12 protein-coding genes are annotated in these 15,313 nt (G+C 71.0%); 2 read left to right on the top strand and 10 right to left on the bottom strand.

Features of this window, described 5'->3' with window-relative positions:
• Positions 1 to 110: 110 nt before the first annotated feature.
• From tyrS to ACFVHV_RS15795, 9 genes are all read right to left on the bottom strand, one after another.
• Positions 111 to 1,517 (bottom strand): tyrosine--tRNA ligase, encoded by a 1,407-nt coding sequence (tyrS, locus tag ACFVHV_RS15835; protein ID WP_380351629.1) that lies wholly within the window; start codon positions 1,515 to 1,517, stop codon positions 111 to 113.
• Positions 1,518 to 1,613: 96 nt separating this feature from the next.
• The gene (locus tag ACFVHV_RS15830; protein ID WP_380351627.1) at positions 1,614 to 2,567 is read right to left on the bottom strand and encodes a glycosyltransferase family 2 protein; all 954 of its coding nucleotides are present in this window, start codon (positions 2,565 to 2,567) and stop codon (positions 1,614 to 1,616) included.
• Complete coding sequence (locus ACFVHV_RS15825; RefSeq protein WP_380351626.1) at positions 2,564 to 3,694, bottom strand: hypothetical protein; 1,131 nt, start codon at positions 3,692 to 3,694, stop codon at positions 2,564 to 2,566. Before ACFVHV_RS15825 ends, ACFVHV_RS15830 begins: the two co-directional genes overlap by 4 nt.
• Positions 3,691 to 4,428 (bottom strand): methyltransferase domain-containing protein, encoded by a 738-nt coding sequence (locus ACFVHV_RS15820; protein ID WP_380351624.1) that lies wholly within the window; start codon positions 4,426 to 4,428, stop codon positions 3,691 to 3,693. The genes ACFVHV_RS15825 and ACFVHV_RS15820 overlap by 4 nt, the downstream gene beginning before the upstream one ends.
• A gap of 20 nt (positions 4,429 to 4,448) precedes the next feature.
• Positions 4,449 to 5,528: a hypothetical protein gene (locus ACFVHV_RS15815; RefSeq protein WP_380351622.1), complete on the bottom strand. Its 1,080-nt coding sequence runs from the start codon at positions 5,526 to 5,528 to the stop codon at positions 4,449 to 4,451.
• Complete coding sequence (locus tag ACFVHV_RS15810; protein ID WP_380351620.1) at positions 5,525 to 6,454, bottom strand: radical SAM protein; 930 nt, start codon at positions 6,452 to 6,454, stop codon at positions 5,525 to 5,527. The genes ACFVHV_RS15815 and ACFVHV_RS15810 overlap by 4 nt, the downstream gene beginning before the upstream one ends.
• A complete protein-coding gene (locus ACFVHV_RS15805; RefSeq protein ID WP_380351618.1) occupies positions 6,448 to 7,605 on the bottom strand; it encodes a hypothetical protein in 1,158 nt (385 codons plus the stop codon). Before ACFVHV_RS15805 ends, ACFVHV_RS15810 begins: the two co-directional genes overlap by 7 nt.
• A gap of 22 nt (positions 7,606 to 7,627) precedes the next feature.
• Positions 7,628 to 8,686: a zinc-binding dehydrogenase gene (locus ACFVHV_RS15800; protein ID WP_380351616.1), complete on the bottom strand. Its 1,059-nt coding sequence runs from the start codon at positions 8,684 to 8,686 to the stop codon at positions 7,628 to 7,630.
• Positions 8,683 to 9,456 (bottom strand): HAD family hydrolase, encoded by a 774-nt coding sequence (locus ACFVHV_RS15795; protein WP_380351614.1) that lies wholly within the window; start codon positions 9,454 to 9,456, stop codon positions 8,683 to 8,685. Before ACFVHV_RS15795 ends, ACFVHV_RS15800 begins: the two co-directional genes overlap by 4 nt.
• Positions 9,457 to 9,789: 333 nt before the next feature.
• On the opposite strand from ACFVHV_RS15795, the gene ACFVHV_RS15790 reads away from it, so the two are divergent.
• Positions 9,790 to 13,347, top strand: a complete 3,558-nt coding sequence (locus tag ACFVHV_RS15790; RefSeq protein ID WP_380351612.1) for an NB-ARC domain-containing protein — start codon at positions 9,790 to 9,792, stop codon at positions 13,345 to 13,347.
• Positions 13,348 to 13,349: 2 nt separating this feature from the next.
• A complete protein-coding gene (locus tag ACFVHV_RS15785; RefSeq protein WP_380351610.1) occupies positions 13,350 to 14,516 on the top strand; it encodes a damage-control phosphatase ARMT1 family protein in 1,167 nt (388 codons plus the stop codon).
• A gap of 93 nt (positions 14,517 to 14,609) precedes the next feature.
• Here ACFVHV_RS15785 and ACFVHV_RS15780 read toward each other — a convergent pair whose 3' ends face one another.
• Positions 14,610 to 14,945 carry a hypothetical protein gene (locus tag ACFVHV_RS15780; protein ID WP_380351608.1) on the bottom strand — a complete coding sequence of 112 codons (336 nt, stop codon included), beginning with the start codon at positions 14,943 to 14,945 and terminating at the stop codon, positions 14,610 to 14,612.
• Between the last annotated feature and the right edge of the window lie 368 nt (positions 14,946 to 15,313).

Genomic DNA, 15,313 nt, shown 5'->3' with positions numbered 1-15,313 from the left:
TGATCCGGGGGGGCCGCAGTCCGCCATCCGGCTCCCCCCCGCGTTTTGTGTTTCGACTGAAACGCTGGGGGTGGGTGGGGCCGCCCCGCCCCCACCACCCCACACGCTGGTCAGACGTCGATACGGGCGATCTTCCGGCCTGCCTTGAGGTAGAAGGTCGCCTCGCCGGCGAGTTCGGCTTCACCGACGAGCGCGGACAGCGCCTGCTGGGTGCTGACCTCGTCGAGCTGGGTGGTGTGCTGCTCGCCGTCGACGCCCTCGGCGATCAGGCGAAGGCCGTTCTGAGCAGCGACTCGGCGGGCGGCCGAGTTGCTGGCGGCGAAGCCCAGGACCTGGGTCAGCAGGGTGACCAGCGGGGTCTCGGCGTGCTCCTGGAACGAGACGGCCGGGAGGTTCTGCGCCTCGCCGAAGGTCCGCTTGGAGAAGCGGGCGGTGAACTCGGCGCGGGCGGCCTCGGCGGCCTTCAGGCCGTGCAGGGCTGCGGTCACCTCGCCAGCCAGGATGCGCTTGACGGCCATGGGGTGCGCGGTGCCGTCCGCCATCCGGCCGGTGACGGTCGTGATCTCCTCGTCGGTCCACTCGGTGAGCTGCTTGAGGTAGGGCTCGATGAGGTGGTCCGGGATGGACATCACACGGCCGAAGATCTCGTCCGGGGAGGAGGAGAGTCCGACGTAGTTGCCCTTGGACTTGCTCATCTTGGCGCCGGTGCCGTCGGTGCCCTCGATGAGCGGAGTGGTAATGATGATCTCGGGGGTCTGGTCGCGGATCTCCATGACCTTGCGGCACATCTGGAGGTTCAGGAGCTGGTCCACGCCGCCGAGTTCGACGTCCGCGGTGATGGCCACGGAGTCCAGGGCCATGACGACGGAGTACACGAACTCGGCGACTGACAGGCCGTCACCCGCAGCGAGGCGGTTGCGGAAGTCGTCGCGCTGGAGCGTCATCGAGACCGGGACGTGGGCCAGGATGCCCACCAGCTCGGGCAGGCTGACCTTGTTCAGCCACTCGCCGTTGAAGCGGAGGTCGGCGCGCGTGAAGTCGATGAACGGCGTGACCTGCTGCTGGTAGCCGCTGAGGTTGTGGGCGATGTCGGCGTCGGTCAGCGGCGGTCGCTCGGAGGAGCGGCCGGACGGGTCGCCGATCTTGGCGGTGACGTCGCCGATGATGAAGACGACGTGGTGCCCCATCCGCTGGAACCGGGACGCGATGATGATCGGCACCGAGTGGCCCAGGTGCACGTCCGGGGACGTCGGGTCGATCCCATACTTGACCACGAGCGACCGCCCCTCCCTTTGGGCAGCCGTGATCTTCTCCGCGAGCCCGGAGGCGGAGGGGATGACGTTGATCGCACGGCCTTCGACCAGTGCGGCCTGCTCGGCCGGCGAGAGGTCGGACAGGTCCAGCGAGCGGCGGCGATAGGTCTCTTCCAAGAGCCGGGCGACCGTATAGTCCGCGGCCAGGTCCGATCCCTTGAGGATCTCCACGGCGCGGACTACGGACTCGCTGAGACGGCTCATGGCGTCGTTACGCTCCTGGATCTGTTGGCTGGCGCGGCCAGCGGGCATGGGAGAAGCACGTGATTTTAGCACCGGCGTATCCGGAATCGCATTCATTTAGTTACCGAGCGCTTCGGTGGCGACATGGAGAACCGCCGAGGCCGGAGCGGTAGTTGAGGTCGGTGGCGGCGGGGCGAGCGGGCGGTCATGGGCGACGCTCCGGAGACTGCGTAGCCACGCCGAGAGCGGTGCCCGGCCGCCGAGGGAGTGGCGAAGCATCGCAACGAGCGGGCGGAGGGTGCGGAGGCGCTGGCCCTGCTGAAGGTGGGCTTCCACGCGGTGCCCGGCGGCGCGGGCGCGGTAGCGGTGGGAGATGCGGCGCAGTGCGGCGGCGGTGGCCCAGGTGGGCGGGCTGGCCGTCAGGGCGATGAGGCGGTCGGCGAGGGCCACGCAGACGTCGGCGCGGTAGTGCTGGGAGGAGCCGTTGAGGGTCCGGTCGGTCATGCTCGCCGGGTGGAGCCGGTAGTTCACCAGCGGCTCGGTGAGGGTGTGCCCGTGGCCGGCGTCGCGCAGCGCGTGGAAGTGGATCTCGTTCGTCACGGGGAGGAGGCTGCGAGCGGCGTCACGGTGGACGAGGAGGGTGCTGGTGTTGCCGCCGGGGTGGGGCTCGGGCAGCAGAGGGCGGCCGTCGGTGCCGACGACGGTCTCCCAGTGGTCGATCAGGAGGCGGTCGGGGGCGATGGCGTCGGCGCAGGTGCGGAGTTTGGCGGGGTGGAACCAGTCGTCGGCGTCGAGGGGGGCGATCCAGTCGCCCTCGGCGAGGAGCACGGCGTCGGTGAGGGTCTGGGCGAACCCTCGCTGGGGGCGGCGCACGATGCGGACGTGGTCCTGGTGGCGGCGGCAGATCTCGGGGGTTTCGTCGGTGGAGCCGTCGTCGATGACGAGGATCTCGTGGAGGGTGTAGTTGCCGGGCTCCTGCTCCAGGCAGCTGGTGATGGCACGGTCGAGGTAGCGGCCGTAGTTGTGGCAGAGGATCACGCAGGAGATCCGGGGCAGCGGGGCGTTCGTCATCGGTGACCGCCTTCGTAGAGCGCGAGGTGGGCGGTGAGGATGTCCTTGTGCTCCTGGGCGCGGTAGTCGAGGAAGTCGTGGTCGAGGCGGCGCGGGGTGCCGGCCGTGCGGGCGGTCGCGGATTCCAGGGCGGTCAGGAAGCGTTCGCCGAAGAGGTTGGGGTGGCCGGTGGTCCAGTCGAACCATTCGGGTTCGGGGACGGCCTGGTCGTGCCGCTGATGGAGCTGGTGTTGTTCGGGGAGATGGCCGACGCGGGCGCAGACCGGGGTGAGGCCGAGGTCGAAGGCGAGTTCCAGCTGGCCGGAGTGAGTGCCCCAGAGGTAGGGGAGCAGTAGCAGGTCGCTGGCGAGGGCGGCGTCGAGGACGTCCTGGTCGGTGGGGTACGGGCGCATCGTGATCCGGATGCGGGGGTCGTGGCGGGCGGTGTCCAGGATCACGGGGAGCGGGTTGGGGGTGGTCCGGGTGAAGTCGGCGGGGCTGGCGGCGCGCAGGAGGAGATGCAGGCTGTGGGCGGGGTCGCGGTTGGCGAGTGACCAGTTGACGACGGGTGAGATCTGGTCGCGGTTGGCGCGGGCGGCCCCGTAGAGGAGGGTGCGGACGCCGGTGCCGGGGAGGCGTTCGCGGTGGCGGAGGGTGTCGGGCGGTACGACGTAGCCGTGCGGGATGACGGTGGCGGGAGGCTCGGTGCCCAGCAGGGCGGCGAGGTCGGCGCGAGAGCCTTCGGTGAGGCAGATCCAGGGGACGTCGGCGGCGAGGAGCATCCGCAGGCGCGTGATGAAGGCGTCGGCCCCGTCGCTGTCGCCGCCGAACATGGGGCGGGTGTCGTGGGCGGTGAAGACCACGCGGACGCCGGCGGTGGCGCAGGCGGCGAGAAGGCGCTCCAGGACGGCGGGGGTTTCGAGGTCGATGTGGTGGAGGTGGAGGACGTCGAGCCAGTCCAGAGGGGCGTGGTCGAGGATCCAGGCAGCGGTGACGTCGGCGGGGACGACGAGGCCGGGGCGGATCTCGGTGGGCTCGGGGGCGGTGTTCAGGGCGCGGATGCCGGAGCCGTCGAGCTTGCGGGCGTAGGGGGTGCGAGCGGGCAGGTGGACGACCCGAAGGCTGGAGGTCGGGGAAGCGATGGTCATCGGCGGACCTCGGGCAGGCTGACGGTGACGAGCTGGGTGGACAGGCCGTGGGAGGCGTCGTCGCTTCGGGTGACGCCGGCGTAGCGGATCTCGAAGCCGCGGGCGCGCAGGAGGGCCTGGAACTCGTCGCTGGCCCATTCGCGGACGTGGCTGGGATTGCGGGGCGGCCCGGGGGCGTCGTAGCCGCTGCGGAACTCGCGGGCGGGGGTGGAGAACACGGCGACGGAGGCGCCGTCCGACAGGAGGTTCCGGGTGAGCGCAAGGAGCGGGAGCGGGTCGAGGAGGTGTTCGATAACGTCGGAGCAGACGACGATGGAGCGTCGCAGGAGATCGGGAGCGAGGGGGAGGTATTCGGTCTTCTCCAGATCGGCGTCGATCCACTGGCCGAAGGCGTGGTTGTCGCGGCACCAGGTGAGGTTGTCGCCGAAGTCGACGCCGATGTACATCCAGTCGGGGCGGTCGGAGGCCAGGGCGGCGAGTTTGCCGGCGCGGCCACAGCCGAGGTCGATGAGGGTGTCGAGACCGGAGTGCTCGGCGAGGGTAGCGGCGTACGGGTAGACGTCGGGCTGCCAGGTGACGTCGTCGTCGGTGGTGTCGGTGAAGTACTCCACGGTGGTCCGGTGACGGTAGCCGGTCCGGATGTGGTGGGTGGTGGCGTCGCCGAGGGGCTGACGGGAGAGGACGGGGTACGGCGCCGGGGCTGACGCGGGGGACAGCGCGGGAGTGGTGGACATGGCGGACTCCTTCGGTCGTGTCACAGCTGGGGCCAGAGCGAGAAGACGCCGACCAGGCGCTCGGTGAGCTCCTCGCGGAGCTCGCGCCAGCGGTGGCCGCCGGTGCGGCGTGCTTCGGCGGCCAGGTCGTAGGCGTGGCCGCCGGTCTCGGGCAGGCAGGCGAACATCTGGAGCAGAGCGGAGGTGTCGTCGTCCGGTCCGGAGTCGGTGTCGGCTGCGAGCAGGGCGCGGATGTCGTCGGCCGGCATGGCGGCGGTGATGCCGGAGCCGGGGATGCTCTTGCTCATCTTGGGCAGGCCGCCGAGGCCGGGGATCATCTTGGTGTAGATGCCGGAGAGGCGGTCGGCGGGCAGACCCCAGCGTTCGGCTCCGCGCCGGGCGAGTGCCACGTACTTGTGCTCGTCGACGCCGAGGGAGACCAGGACGTGGCGGTCCTGGGCGAGCAGATGGACGAAGTCGGCGGCCATGAGGAGGGTGGCCTGCTTCATGCCGTAGGTGAGGTGGTCGAAGACACCGTGGTTGCGGTAGAGGCCGGAGAGGTCCTCCTCGGCCCAGGTGAAGTCGGCGTCGTCCAGGTGGCGGGAGAGCAGGAAGGCCGTGGCCAGGACGTCGGGGTTGCCCTCCTGGCGGCGCAGGACTCCGCGCTGCTCGTCGAAGCCGAGTCGGCGGACGAACTCCTCGTACTGGTCGGCCAGTCGGCGGACTTCAGCCAGCGGGGTGCGGCGGGCGTTGTAGGAGTCGAGGTCGCCGAGCACGATCTGGACGTGCAGGCCGTGCTGCTGGAGCGTGACGGCGCGCAGGAGTTGGAAGACGGTGCCGGCGTGCGGCGGGCCGCCGAGGCCGACGCCGGTGGTCACGGTGGCGGGCTTCCCGTCGGCGACGGCGGTTGCGAAGTCCCGGGCTCCGGTGTGGCACATCCACTTGGTGCGCAGGTCGTCCGGGCTCAGGTCGGAGAGCGGGAAGTCGATGGCGCCGAGGGCGGGTTCGGCGTCGGCCTCCGGGGTGACGCTGTCGCTGGTGGCAGCGGTGCTCCCGGGAGCGATGCGCTCGTAGTTGTGGCGGGCGATGACGTCGTCGTAGTACGCGGAGTCGAACTTCACGGTGTGGTCACTTCCTTGTCCGAGGAGGTCGCGGTGGAGGTGTCGGTGGTGGAGCGCGATGCAAAGGCCCGGCGGACGAGGGGCTCGAAGCCGTCGGCGAGGAGATTGCCGAGGACGGTGTTGCGCGGCGCGGCGACGCTGCCGAGATCGGCGGTGACGGTGCCGTCGGCAAGGACCCAGACCCGGAAGGGATAAGGGTCCTCGGCAGCGCGGGTCGGCTGGTCGTACACCTGGATTCCGGTGCCGGACAGCAGGTCGCGGACGTGGGTAACGGCCTGGGTGAACGCCTCGCGGTCGTAGGCGTAGAGGTCGGCCTTGCGGGAGTTCGCGCGGCCGATCGGGCGGTACTGGGAGATCAGCCAGTACTCCACCGGCGTGCGGGCGGCCAGACCGGTGATGATCTCGGCAAGGCTGGGGAGGGCGGCCAGCGAAACGGCGGTGGTGAAGGTGTTGAAGGCAAGGCGCCGCCGGTCGGACGCGAGCAGGGCGGTGTTGGCCCGGAAGGTGGTGAAGTAGCCGTCGCCGCGGAACCAGTCGGCGCTCTGCTCGTCGGGGCCGTCCACGGCCAGGGAGTAGAGGGTGACGTGGTCGCGCAGGCCCGCGTAGCGGTCGGCGAGCAGCAGGCCGTTGGTGTGCAGGTTGGTCTCGAAGCCAGCGGCCTGGGCGTGCTGGAGCGCGGGCTCCAGGTGGTTGTCGTACGGCATGACGGGGTCGCCGCCAGTGAAGACAATCCGTCGTGCCTCCGACTCGGCGCGGACGCGGTCGATGACGCGGCGGACGGTGACCTCGTCGGTGTGCACCCGGTTACGTTCGCGGTAGCAGAAGCGGCACACACCCGGGGAACCGGCCGTCTTCGGCAGGTCCCAGGCGTTGCAGTCGGTGTTGAGGACCAGGTGCACGATGGCGAGTTCTTCGTGGGTCAGCATGCGGTCGTCTCCCTGTCGGAGGCCGGACGGTGGTCCGAGGGCAGTCGTAAGAGGGCGTCGACCGTGCGTGGGGCACCGCCCGTGAGGGACACGAAGCGGCGCAGGGTGTCCAGGGCGGCGCCGTCGTCCACGACGGCGAGCGCGGTGGCCAGCCCAGCTCGCAAGGTGGGGACGACGCCGGCGGTCACCATCAGTACGGCCGCGTTCAGCGCGACGGTGCGACGGGCCACCGCCGGGGCGCGGCCGGCGAGGAGATGCACGATGGCGGCGACGTTGGCGCGGGGATCGGCGCGCTGTGCCAGGGAGCCGAGGTCACCGACCGGGCCCACGACGCCGCTGGCCTCGCCGACGGCGCGTGCGAAATCCAGGTCCTCCTGGCCAGCGGTCAGGCGGCAGACGCGGACGGTACCGCCGGGAATCAGCTCGTCGACCTGACTGCCGGGCACGGGGGAGGAGTTGACCACGGTGACGTCACCGAGGCCGAGTCGGCGCAGCAGTCGCGCGGACACCTGGACGGCCGGGTGGGACAGGCCGTAGACGAAGCCGTGGCAGGCCACCGGGCTCAGCAGGGCGGGGAAGCCCAGGCTCAGGGCGTGCACGGCCTGAAACCGCTGGCCGTAGCGCCGGTCGAACTCCGGCACCCGGTGCTCGATGGAGAAGAACCCGAAGCCGCACTCCCCCGCGATGTCCACCATGGCCTGCGGCGAGAGATGCTCGCACCGCGCACCCACCACGTCCATGAAGTCCCGGGAACCGGTCTTGGAGGAGGCGCTGCGCGAGCCGAGCTTTGCGATGTGCGCGCCGCCCGCCGCGGCGACCAGCGCGGCAGCCGAGCTGATGTTGATCGTCTTGTACGTCTTCTTTCCGCTGCCGGTGTAGCCGACCAGCCGCATCCCCGGCGGCGGCATCAGAGGCTCCCCAGCGCTGCGGTCCAGCGCGCGGGCGGCCCGGATCGCGGCTTCCACCTCGGCAGGGCGCGGTCCGCGCAGGAGTAGGGCGGTCAGCACGCTGCCGAGCATCACGTCACGGGGCGGGCCGGCGGGTAGCCGGAGCAGGTGCAGCAGACCGTTGTGGACCTCGACCGGGGAAATGTCGTCGGGTGAGTTGACCAGGTGCACGAGGTCGGGGATCGGGACGGGGGGCGAGTGCATCGCGGAGCTCCTAGGGGTGAAGTCAGCTACGGGAAGTGAGCAGTACTTTCAGCGGTCGGCCCGCAGCGTCGGGGCGGAGCGCGGCCAGGGCGTCGGGCAGCCAGGCGAGCGGGTAGCGGGTGGAGATGAGGGCCGTGGCCCACGCACTGTCCGCGTCCTGGTCGAGCAGTTGGAGGGCGTCCCGGAAGTCGTCGCAGTCGTTCGCGCGGCAGTAGGAGTACGAGCCCCGGATGGTGAGTGAGCGTCGGAACACCTCGCGCACCGGGGTGGGCAGCTGCACCTGCGGGGCGTAGGCGTTCTGGACGAGGACCGTGCCGCCGTCCCGTACCGCCTCGAGCGCCTGGAGCAGCGGCGCGGGCGAGTGCCCAGAAGCCGCGTCGACCACCGCGTCGCACGCGCCCGCGGGGAGACCTGCAGTCGGGCAGACGGTGACGGAGGTGCCCGCCAACAGGGTCCGGAGCCGCGCTTCGTGGTCCGGCCTGCGAGTGGTCAGGAGGACGTCCCATCCGGCTCGGGCCGCGACGACTGCGGTGCAGATGCCCAGGGTGCCGGCGCCGATGACCCCGAGGCGGCTCGTGCCACTGGAGGGTGGTGCTTGCAGGCCACACCGCACGCCGTGCAGGGCGACCGCCACCGGGTCGGCGAGGACGAACACAACCGGATCAGGTGCTCCAGCAGGCAGCGGCACGGCGTTCCGCACGGGAACACGAACGGACTCGGCCAGGCCGCCGGGCAGGTCCCAGCCGATGCGCCGCAGGCTGGGGCACAGGTGGATGCGGCCCAGGACGCACTCGGCACATGCATCGCACGCGACCAGCGGATTGACCGCGACCCAGTTCCCGGTGGTGTCGTCGATGCCGACGACCTCGTGGCCGGGCACCCACCCTTCGGGGATCGGTCCGCCCCAGGAGTCCGAGCAGAGCTTGCTGGTGTCGCTCCCGCACAGTGCCGAGAAGCGCACCCGGACGTCCGTCGTCCCGGCGTCTGCCGGCAGTGCGGCGCGGCGCACAGGTGCGAGGCGTAGCGGACCGTCCGGCTCCCCGGGCTGGGCTTCCCAGACGAGCGTGCCAACGCCGGTCACCGGACTTCCTGCCGGTTCAAGTTCGTGACGCCCAACCAGGTCGGCAGGGCCTCGACGGACCGGAGCGTGACGCCCGGCCAGGGCTGTCCCTGGTCGCCGAAGGCCAGCGTGTCCGTGCCGCCCCGCCGTTCCACCCGCACCGCCCGCATTCCGCAGCGCAGGGCCCCGAGCAGTTCGTTGCCACCACCGTCGCCGCAGTACAGCACCGAATCCGCGGCGCTCCCGAGGCGCTCGGCGACCCGCGCGTACAGCTGCCGGGTCGGCTTCACTGCGCCCTCGCGGCAGCTGAACAGCGCCACGTCGAACTGCTCGGAGAGTTCGGAGTGGTGCCACGCCTCGGCGATGTCGGGGGCCGCGTCACTCAGCAGCGCCAGCCGGATGCCGGACGACCGCAGCGTGTGGAGGCTCTCCAGCACTGACGGCTCGGCACGCAACCGTCGGGGCGCCAGCTGTCGCAGTACTGACTCCACCTGGGGGACGTACTCAGCCGGGGCCCCGCACTGTTCGGCGAGATGCGCGGCGATCTCGGTGGGCGTGCTCAGGGTGCCGTCGTGCCGAGCCTGCCAACTGCCGCCGAGCACCTGGTCGGCGATGTGGTCCGGCACGTGCAGTTCGGCGGCGATCCTCCGCGCGGCATGGCCGCGCTCGCGATCGTCCGGGGCCGGAACCAGAGTTCCGAAGAGGTCCAGGATCACGGCGGTGGGCCGCCATCCGGCAGGCGTCGCAGCGACGATCGGGCTCTGTTCCGGGCGGGTCAGGGTGCTGTCCATCAGTTCCCTTCCGTCACCAGCGACGGCGATGGGCCGAGACCGGTGATCGAATTACCAAGTGGGGGCTTCTCCAACAGCTCTGTCGGCCGAAAGCCGGAGGTTGAGCAGCTGCTGAAGAGCCTGCCTGCCAGGGCCGGTTCTGGAGTAGGTCCGCGCGTCGCACCGCCGTGGAACCGGCACCGAACCGAGCCGGGCGGTACCGGAGTGCGAGTCGATCACCACTCGTCGCGGCTGTGGTACTCGTGCTGAACCCGTGCTGAACCATTGCCCGTACGACCCGGGACGCCTCGGAATAGGCTGCTAGCGTCGTCAGTACCGATCGCGGGGGTTCGAGTGGGCACGGTGCAGCGTTGGTCAGGTCGTGAGGCCAAGGCTCTCCGCGAGGCATTACGGATGACCGTCCGCGGCTTCGCAGCTCACCTCGGTGTCAGCGATCGGACGGTGTCCAAGTGGGAGGCCGGCGGGGAGCACCTGTTCCCCGTGACCGACTCGCAGGCACTGCTCGACACAGTCCTCGACCGGGCGGACCCCGACGCTGTGGACCGCTTCCGACAGCTCCTCGACGGGCACGTCCGTCATCGAGCGACCACTGCGGGAAGTTACGTCCTAGCGCCACCTCCGGAGCCCGGCTTGGTACACAGATCCGAAGACTTCGACAGCGTCATCTCCCTGCTGGCCGAGGCGAGCGCATCCAGCAGGAGCCCCGTCCTGGCGGTGTGCGGACCCGGCGGCTTCGGTAAGACGACCCTGGTCACTCAGGTGTGCGAGGACCCCGGCGTCCGGGAGACGTTCCCCGAGATCCTCTGGGTGGAGACGGGAGAAGGCTGCACCGCCGCCCGCGTCGTGGAGCTGATCTCCGATCTCTGCGTGCACGTCGACGGCACCCGCCCCGCACTCACCGATCCCGAGCAGGCCGGCTTCCACCTGGCCCGTGTGCTGCAGGACAGGCGAGTGCTGCTCGTCATCGACAACGTCTGGTCGGCGGCGGACCTGGCTCCGTTCCTGTTCGGCGCGCCATCCTGCACCCGCCTCGTGACCACGAGGAACATCCGCACCTGCCCGTCGACGGCCCAGGTGCTGCGGCTCGGCCCGATGTCCGCTCCGGAGATCAGCGAGCTGCTGACCCGATCCGTCTCCCGCCTGACCCGGCCGGCCGCCGACCGGCTAGCGGCCCTGTGCGGCGGGTGGCCGCTGCTGGCCACCGTGGTCGGCTCCAACGTCTCCTCCGACCTGGACGCAGGTGCCTCCGCCGAACGGGCCGTCTCCGAAGCCAGGCAGGCACTGCACGCCCACGGACCCCAGGCGTTCGACGTGTGGGACGCGGACCAGCGTTCCAACGCGATCGGCCACGCCATCACCGCCAGTCTGCGCAGTCTCGACGAGGGCGTGAGGATCACCGGGGGTTCGTCGCTGCGCGAGCGCTACCTATCGCTGGCGGTCTTCCCCGCCACGCTGCCGGTGCCCTTGAGCGTGCTCACCCACTGGTGGAGCACGTCCCACGGCTGGTCGGCCAGCGCCGTCCGCCAGTTCTGCCGGATCCTGGCCGACCGCTCGCTGATCAGCGCGTACCTGGCCGACCGGGACGCGGTGGTCCTGCACGACGTGTTCCGCTCCTACCTGAAGCACATGGTGGGCGGTCAGTGGGCAGCCCTGCACGCCTCGTTGATCGATTCCTACCGCGGCGCCGGTGCGGCGGACTGGTCGCAGTTGCCGTCGTCCCACTCCTACATGTGGCAGCAACTGCCTTACCACCTGCACGAGGCCGGACTCGATGACGAGCTGGTGGACCTGCTGTCGTCCACCTCGTACGTGGCGCGCAAGGCGGCCACGATCGGCAGCCAGTCCCTGGCGGCCGACGCCATAGTCCTCGGGAGCGTCGAACCCTTCCGGGCCGACTCCCATCCCCGGCACCGGGACTGGCACCGGGCGGAAACGCTGACCGGGGCCGGATACCTGCTGCACGGGCTCCGAACACCGCAGGACATGGCATCGACGCTGACCCTCGCCCTCGTGCGGGCGGGCGACCTGCCGTCCGGCAGCACCACGGAGACCGCCGACGCAGTCGGCTTCCAGACCTCGTGGGCCCGGGCCGCCGCAGTGGGGCACGGCCACGTGGGCGCCGTCGTCTCGGTCGCGACCGCTGCGGGCGTCATCGCCTCCGGCGGTGAGGACGGCGCCGTCCGGGTCTGGGACCTCTCCTCGCGCACCCTGATCCACGCCTTCCACGCCCACACCGGCTGGGTGTTCGCCACTGCCCTGACGCATGACGGCGCACTGCTGGCCTCGGCGGGCGAGGACGGCCTGATCCGCCTCTGGAACCCCCGCACGGGAAGAGCGCTCGGGATCCTCGCCGGTCACGATCGCCGGGTCCGCTGCCTCAGCTTCACCCCGGACGGCCGGTACCTGCTCTCGGCGGCCGAGGACGGGAACGTGCGGGTCTGGAACGCCAAGGAACTGACCCTCAGTCACTCGATGGCAACCTGCGGAACGCCGCTGTGGACGGTCTCCATCGACGCCGCTGCGCGGGTCGTGGCCGCAGCGGGCGAGGACGAGTTCGTCCGCCTCTACGACCTGGCGACCGGCACGCTCCTCGACGAGAAGGCGGGTCACCGGGACTGGGTCCGGTCGGTGGCCTTCTCCCGCACCGGCGGGCTCCTCGCCTCGGGCTCGGGCGACCGCTCCGTGGTCCTCTGGGACACCAGCGGCGGCAGGCTCAACCAGGTCCGGCGGGTGGACGGCCTTCCCGCACGCGTCCGCTCGGTGGTCCTCGACGGCCAGTCGGACCTCCTCCTTGCCGCCACCGAGGACGCCGTCATCCGGGCGTTCGACGCCGGCGGCCCGGTCGGCGAGGTGCGGATGCCGCCGGGCGTTGACTGGGTCCGGGCACTGGCCTGCGCGGCCGACGGCACGGTCGTCGCCGGCTGCGAGGACGGCGCCCTGCGGTTGTGGACGAAGTCGGAACCCGACGGGCTCCACGCCGTAGCCGAAGGCTCGAACACGGTCTGGTCCACCCACATCACGTCCGACGGCGGCCTCGGCGCCGTCGGCCACGGTGACGGCCACGTCGAACTTCTGGACCTGCCCACCGCCGCGTCGCGCCGCGAACTGCTGGGCAGCGCGGGCCGGGTGTGGTCGGTGGCCACCGGTGGCAGGTACGTCGCGGCGGCCTGCGGGGACGGCTCAGTCCACGTCTGGTCCCTCGACGACGAGAGCTGGGCCCTGCGGCTCAACGACGACGTCACCCGGAGCTGGAGCGTCGCGGTGGCCCGGTCCGGCACCCGGCTCGCCGCCAGCACCGGCGACGGGCACATCCGGTGCTGGGACCTCCCCTCCGGAGCGCTGGTGTGGGAGCAGCAGGCCCATGCAGGCCGCGTGCGGTCTTTGGCGTTCGACGCCGAGGGCCACCTGCTCGCCGCGAGCGGCGGCGACGGCTCCGTGCACCTCTGGGACTCGCGCACGGGTCGGCACCTCAACCGGTTCGTGAACCCCGGAGGATGGGCGCGGTCGATCGCCGTCGATGCTGCGGGCGCCCATCTCGCGGTGGGCTCGGGCACTGGGGAGATCCACGTCCGCGACGTCCGAACCGGCCAGTTCACCGCTCACCTGTCCGGACACGTCGGCCGGGTCCTCATGATGGCCTTCGGCGACGATCCTGACCGGTTGCTGTCGGCCGCGGCCGACGGAACCGTGCGGGCCTGGTCGCTCAGCCACCAGCACCAACTCGCCGAGGTACGTGTCGACGCGACGCTGAACTGCGCCGCCGCCGACCCCGGTACGGGTCGCGTGCTCGTCGGGAGCGCGGCCGGCCCTGCGTCGCTGCAGCTCCATCACGGGCAGACCGTGGATCATGTGGCGGAACCCGCCGACAGCCGAGGAGAAGGACGAATCTGAGCATGCCCAGCGCACCCGTGATCCTGAGCGGCACCCCCGGCTCGTTCGCCCGGGACGTCTTCCACGAGCGGCACCCGAAGCTCGTCCAGCAGGTGCTCGATGCCCTGCCGTACGGGCCGAGCGAGCGGGTCGCAATCGAGGAGCTCCTCGCCGAGAGCACCGAGGGTGTGCTGCAGCCGCTCAGCACCAGTGCCCACGATCACCAGCAGTGGTTGGAGTGGGGTGAGGGTCTGTTCGGACGGCCGTGGGGCGAGGCGCCGTTCCTGTGGGCCGAGAGCTACTTCTACCGCAGGCTGCTCGAAGCCACCGGCTTCTTCCGGCCAGGGGCTTGGCAGGGGATCGACCCGTTCGCGCCGTTCAAGGGCGCCGAACTCGCCGGCGCGGCCGTCGACGCCGAGCTGGCGGCCCTCGGCGACCTGCCCTCGGATTTCACCGACAAGCGAGCCGCCGCGCTTCTCTCTTCGGCGCTCTGGGGCAACCGCGCCGACCTGAGCTTTCAGATCACGGCGGAGGCCGGAGGGTCGATCGCGTCCGACCTGGTGGCCGACGACAGCGAGTCGCTCTGGGCCGAGCTGGAGCGGGTCGAAGGCGGGCGTGTCTGCATCATCGCGGACAACGCCGGCCGGGAGCTGCTGCCGGACCTGGTGCTGGTCGACCACCTCCTGGTTTCCGGCCTGGCGGGGCAGGTCGTCGTGTACGTGAAGCCGCAGCCGTACTACGTGTCGGACGCGACGATGGCCGATGTCCTCGCCACCATCGAGCGTCTGCGCACCGCGACCATGGCGGCTGCCGGGGCGATCGGCGAACGGCTGTGGCGAGCGATGAACAGCGGCGCGCTCGTGGTCCGCACGCATTCGTTCTTCTGCGCGCCGCTGCCGTTCCACGACATGCCGGCCGACCTCCGGTCCGAGTTCGCCGACGCAGCGATGACGATCCTCAAGGGTGACCTCAACTACCGTCGGCTGGTGGGCGATCAGCTGTGGCCGCCCACCACTGCGTTTACCGAGGTGGCCAGCCACTTCCCCTCAGCCGTCACGGCGCTGCGGACGCTGAAGTCGGACGTAATCGTCGGCGTGGACGCTGCCGTCGTCGCTCAGCTCGACAGCGCCGGGACGCCGTGGCGCACCAACGGCCGCCACGCCGTCATCCAGGTCGACCTCCGCCGGTAGCCGAAGCGCCGCCCGTGTGCCCCGCTGTCCTCGCTCGTCCGGGCATCACGCGACAAGCATCGGAAGTGAACAGTGGCGGGTGCGGCGTGGACCTCAGTCCAGGTTCCAAGTCGTTCCGGCGAGGAGTCCGTCGAAGGCGAGGGCTCTCATAGCGGTATCGAAGTCGTCCCATTCATGCTCGGGTTCGACGTAGTGCCGGTCGAAGTCTGCCCGGACGAGGTCGGGCTCGCGCCATTCGTGGGCGCAGCGGCAGCGGACGAAGATCTGGTCGCGGACGGCGAGGAGGAGCCAGTCGCGGCGGGCACCGCAGCCGGTGCAGGTGATGGTGATGCCGCGCGGGTTGAGCTCGGCAGGGTGCGGGACGGCGCGGATGACGGCACGCGCGGGTTCGGGGGCGGGGTTGTAGAAGTCGTGGTCGTAGTCGGTCATGCGGTCCCTTCGGGTCGGCAGCGGGGCAGCAACGGACCATACGACGTGCGCTGCCGGAATGGATCCCTCCCAGCGAGAAGGACATCGAATCGACACCGTCACCTTGCTGCAGGGTAGTTGTGGGTCTCCGGCCGCCGGGTTTCCTCGTGAAGTCCCGGCGGTCTGCTTCGTTGGCTGGGTCCTGCTTTCGGCGGCGGCTGACGGGTGGTGCCCGTGCTGGGCGGGATCGGTAGGTGGGGGCTGGTGGGCGGGTGCGGAGGCTCCCCCCCCCCCCCCCCCGGTTGGTCAGCCCCTCCCGCCCCCCAGGTGGGGGGGCCCCCCCGGCGGCGGGGGGTTTAACCCGGCCGCCCGGGTGCCCGGGGTGCGGG

The organism is Kitasatospora sp. NPDC127116 (genome assembly GCF_042677365.1).
In the GTDB taxonomy this organism is placed as follows: domain Bacteria; phylum Actinomycetota; class Actinomycetes; order Streptomycetales; family Streptomycetaceae; genus Kitasatospora; species Kitasatospora lactacystinica.
Note: the sequence above shows the minus strand (reverse complement) of the source record. Positions and strands in the feature narration are given on the sequence as shown.

Bases quoted from the DNA above. Each gene is read 5' to 3' on its own strand.
- ACFVHV_RS15780 (WP_380351608.1), bottom strand. From the start codon at position 14,945: ATGACCGACTACGACCACGACTTCTACAACCCCGCCCCCGAACCCGCG.
- ACFVHV_RS15810 (WP_380351620.1), bottom strand. From the start codon at position 6,454: ATGCTGACCCACGAAGAACTCGCCATCGTGCACCTGGTCCTCAACACC.
- ACFVHV_RS15805 (WP_380351618.1), bottom strand. From the start codon at position 7,605: ATGCACTCGCCCCCCGTCCCGATCCCCGACCTCGTGCACCTGGTCAAC.
- ACFVHV_RS15820 (WP_380351624.1), bottom strand. From the start codon at position 4,428: ATGTCCACCACTCCCGCGCTGTCCCCCGCGTCAGCCCCGGCGCCGTAC.
- ACFVHV_RS15830 (WP_380351627.1), bottom strand. From the start codon at position 2,567: ATGACGAACGCCCCGCTGCCCCGGATCTCCTGCGTGATCCTCTGCCAC.
- ACFVHV_RS15785 (WP_380351610.1), top strand. From the start codon at position 13,350: ATGCCCAGCGCACCCGTGATCCTGAGCGGCACCCCCGGCTCGTTCGCC.
- tyrS (WP_380351629.1), bottom strand. From the start codon at position 1,517: ATGAGCCGTCTCAGCGAGTCCGTAGTCCGCGCCGTGGAGATCCTCAAG.
- ACFVHV_RS15825 (WP_380351626.1), bottom strand. From the start codon at position 3,694: ATGACCATCGCTTCCCCGACCTCCAGCCTTCGGGTCGTCCACCTGCCC.
- ACFVHV_RS15795 (WP_380351614.1), bottom strand. From the start codon at position 9,456: ATGGACAGCACCCTGACCCGCCCGGAACAGAGCCCGATCGTCGCTGCG.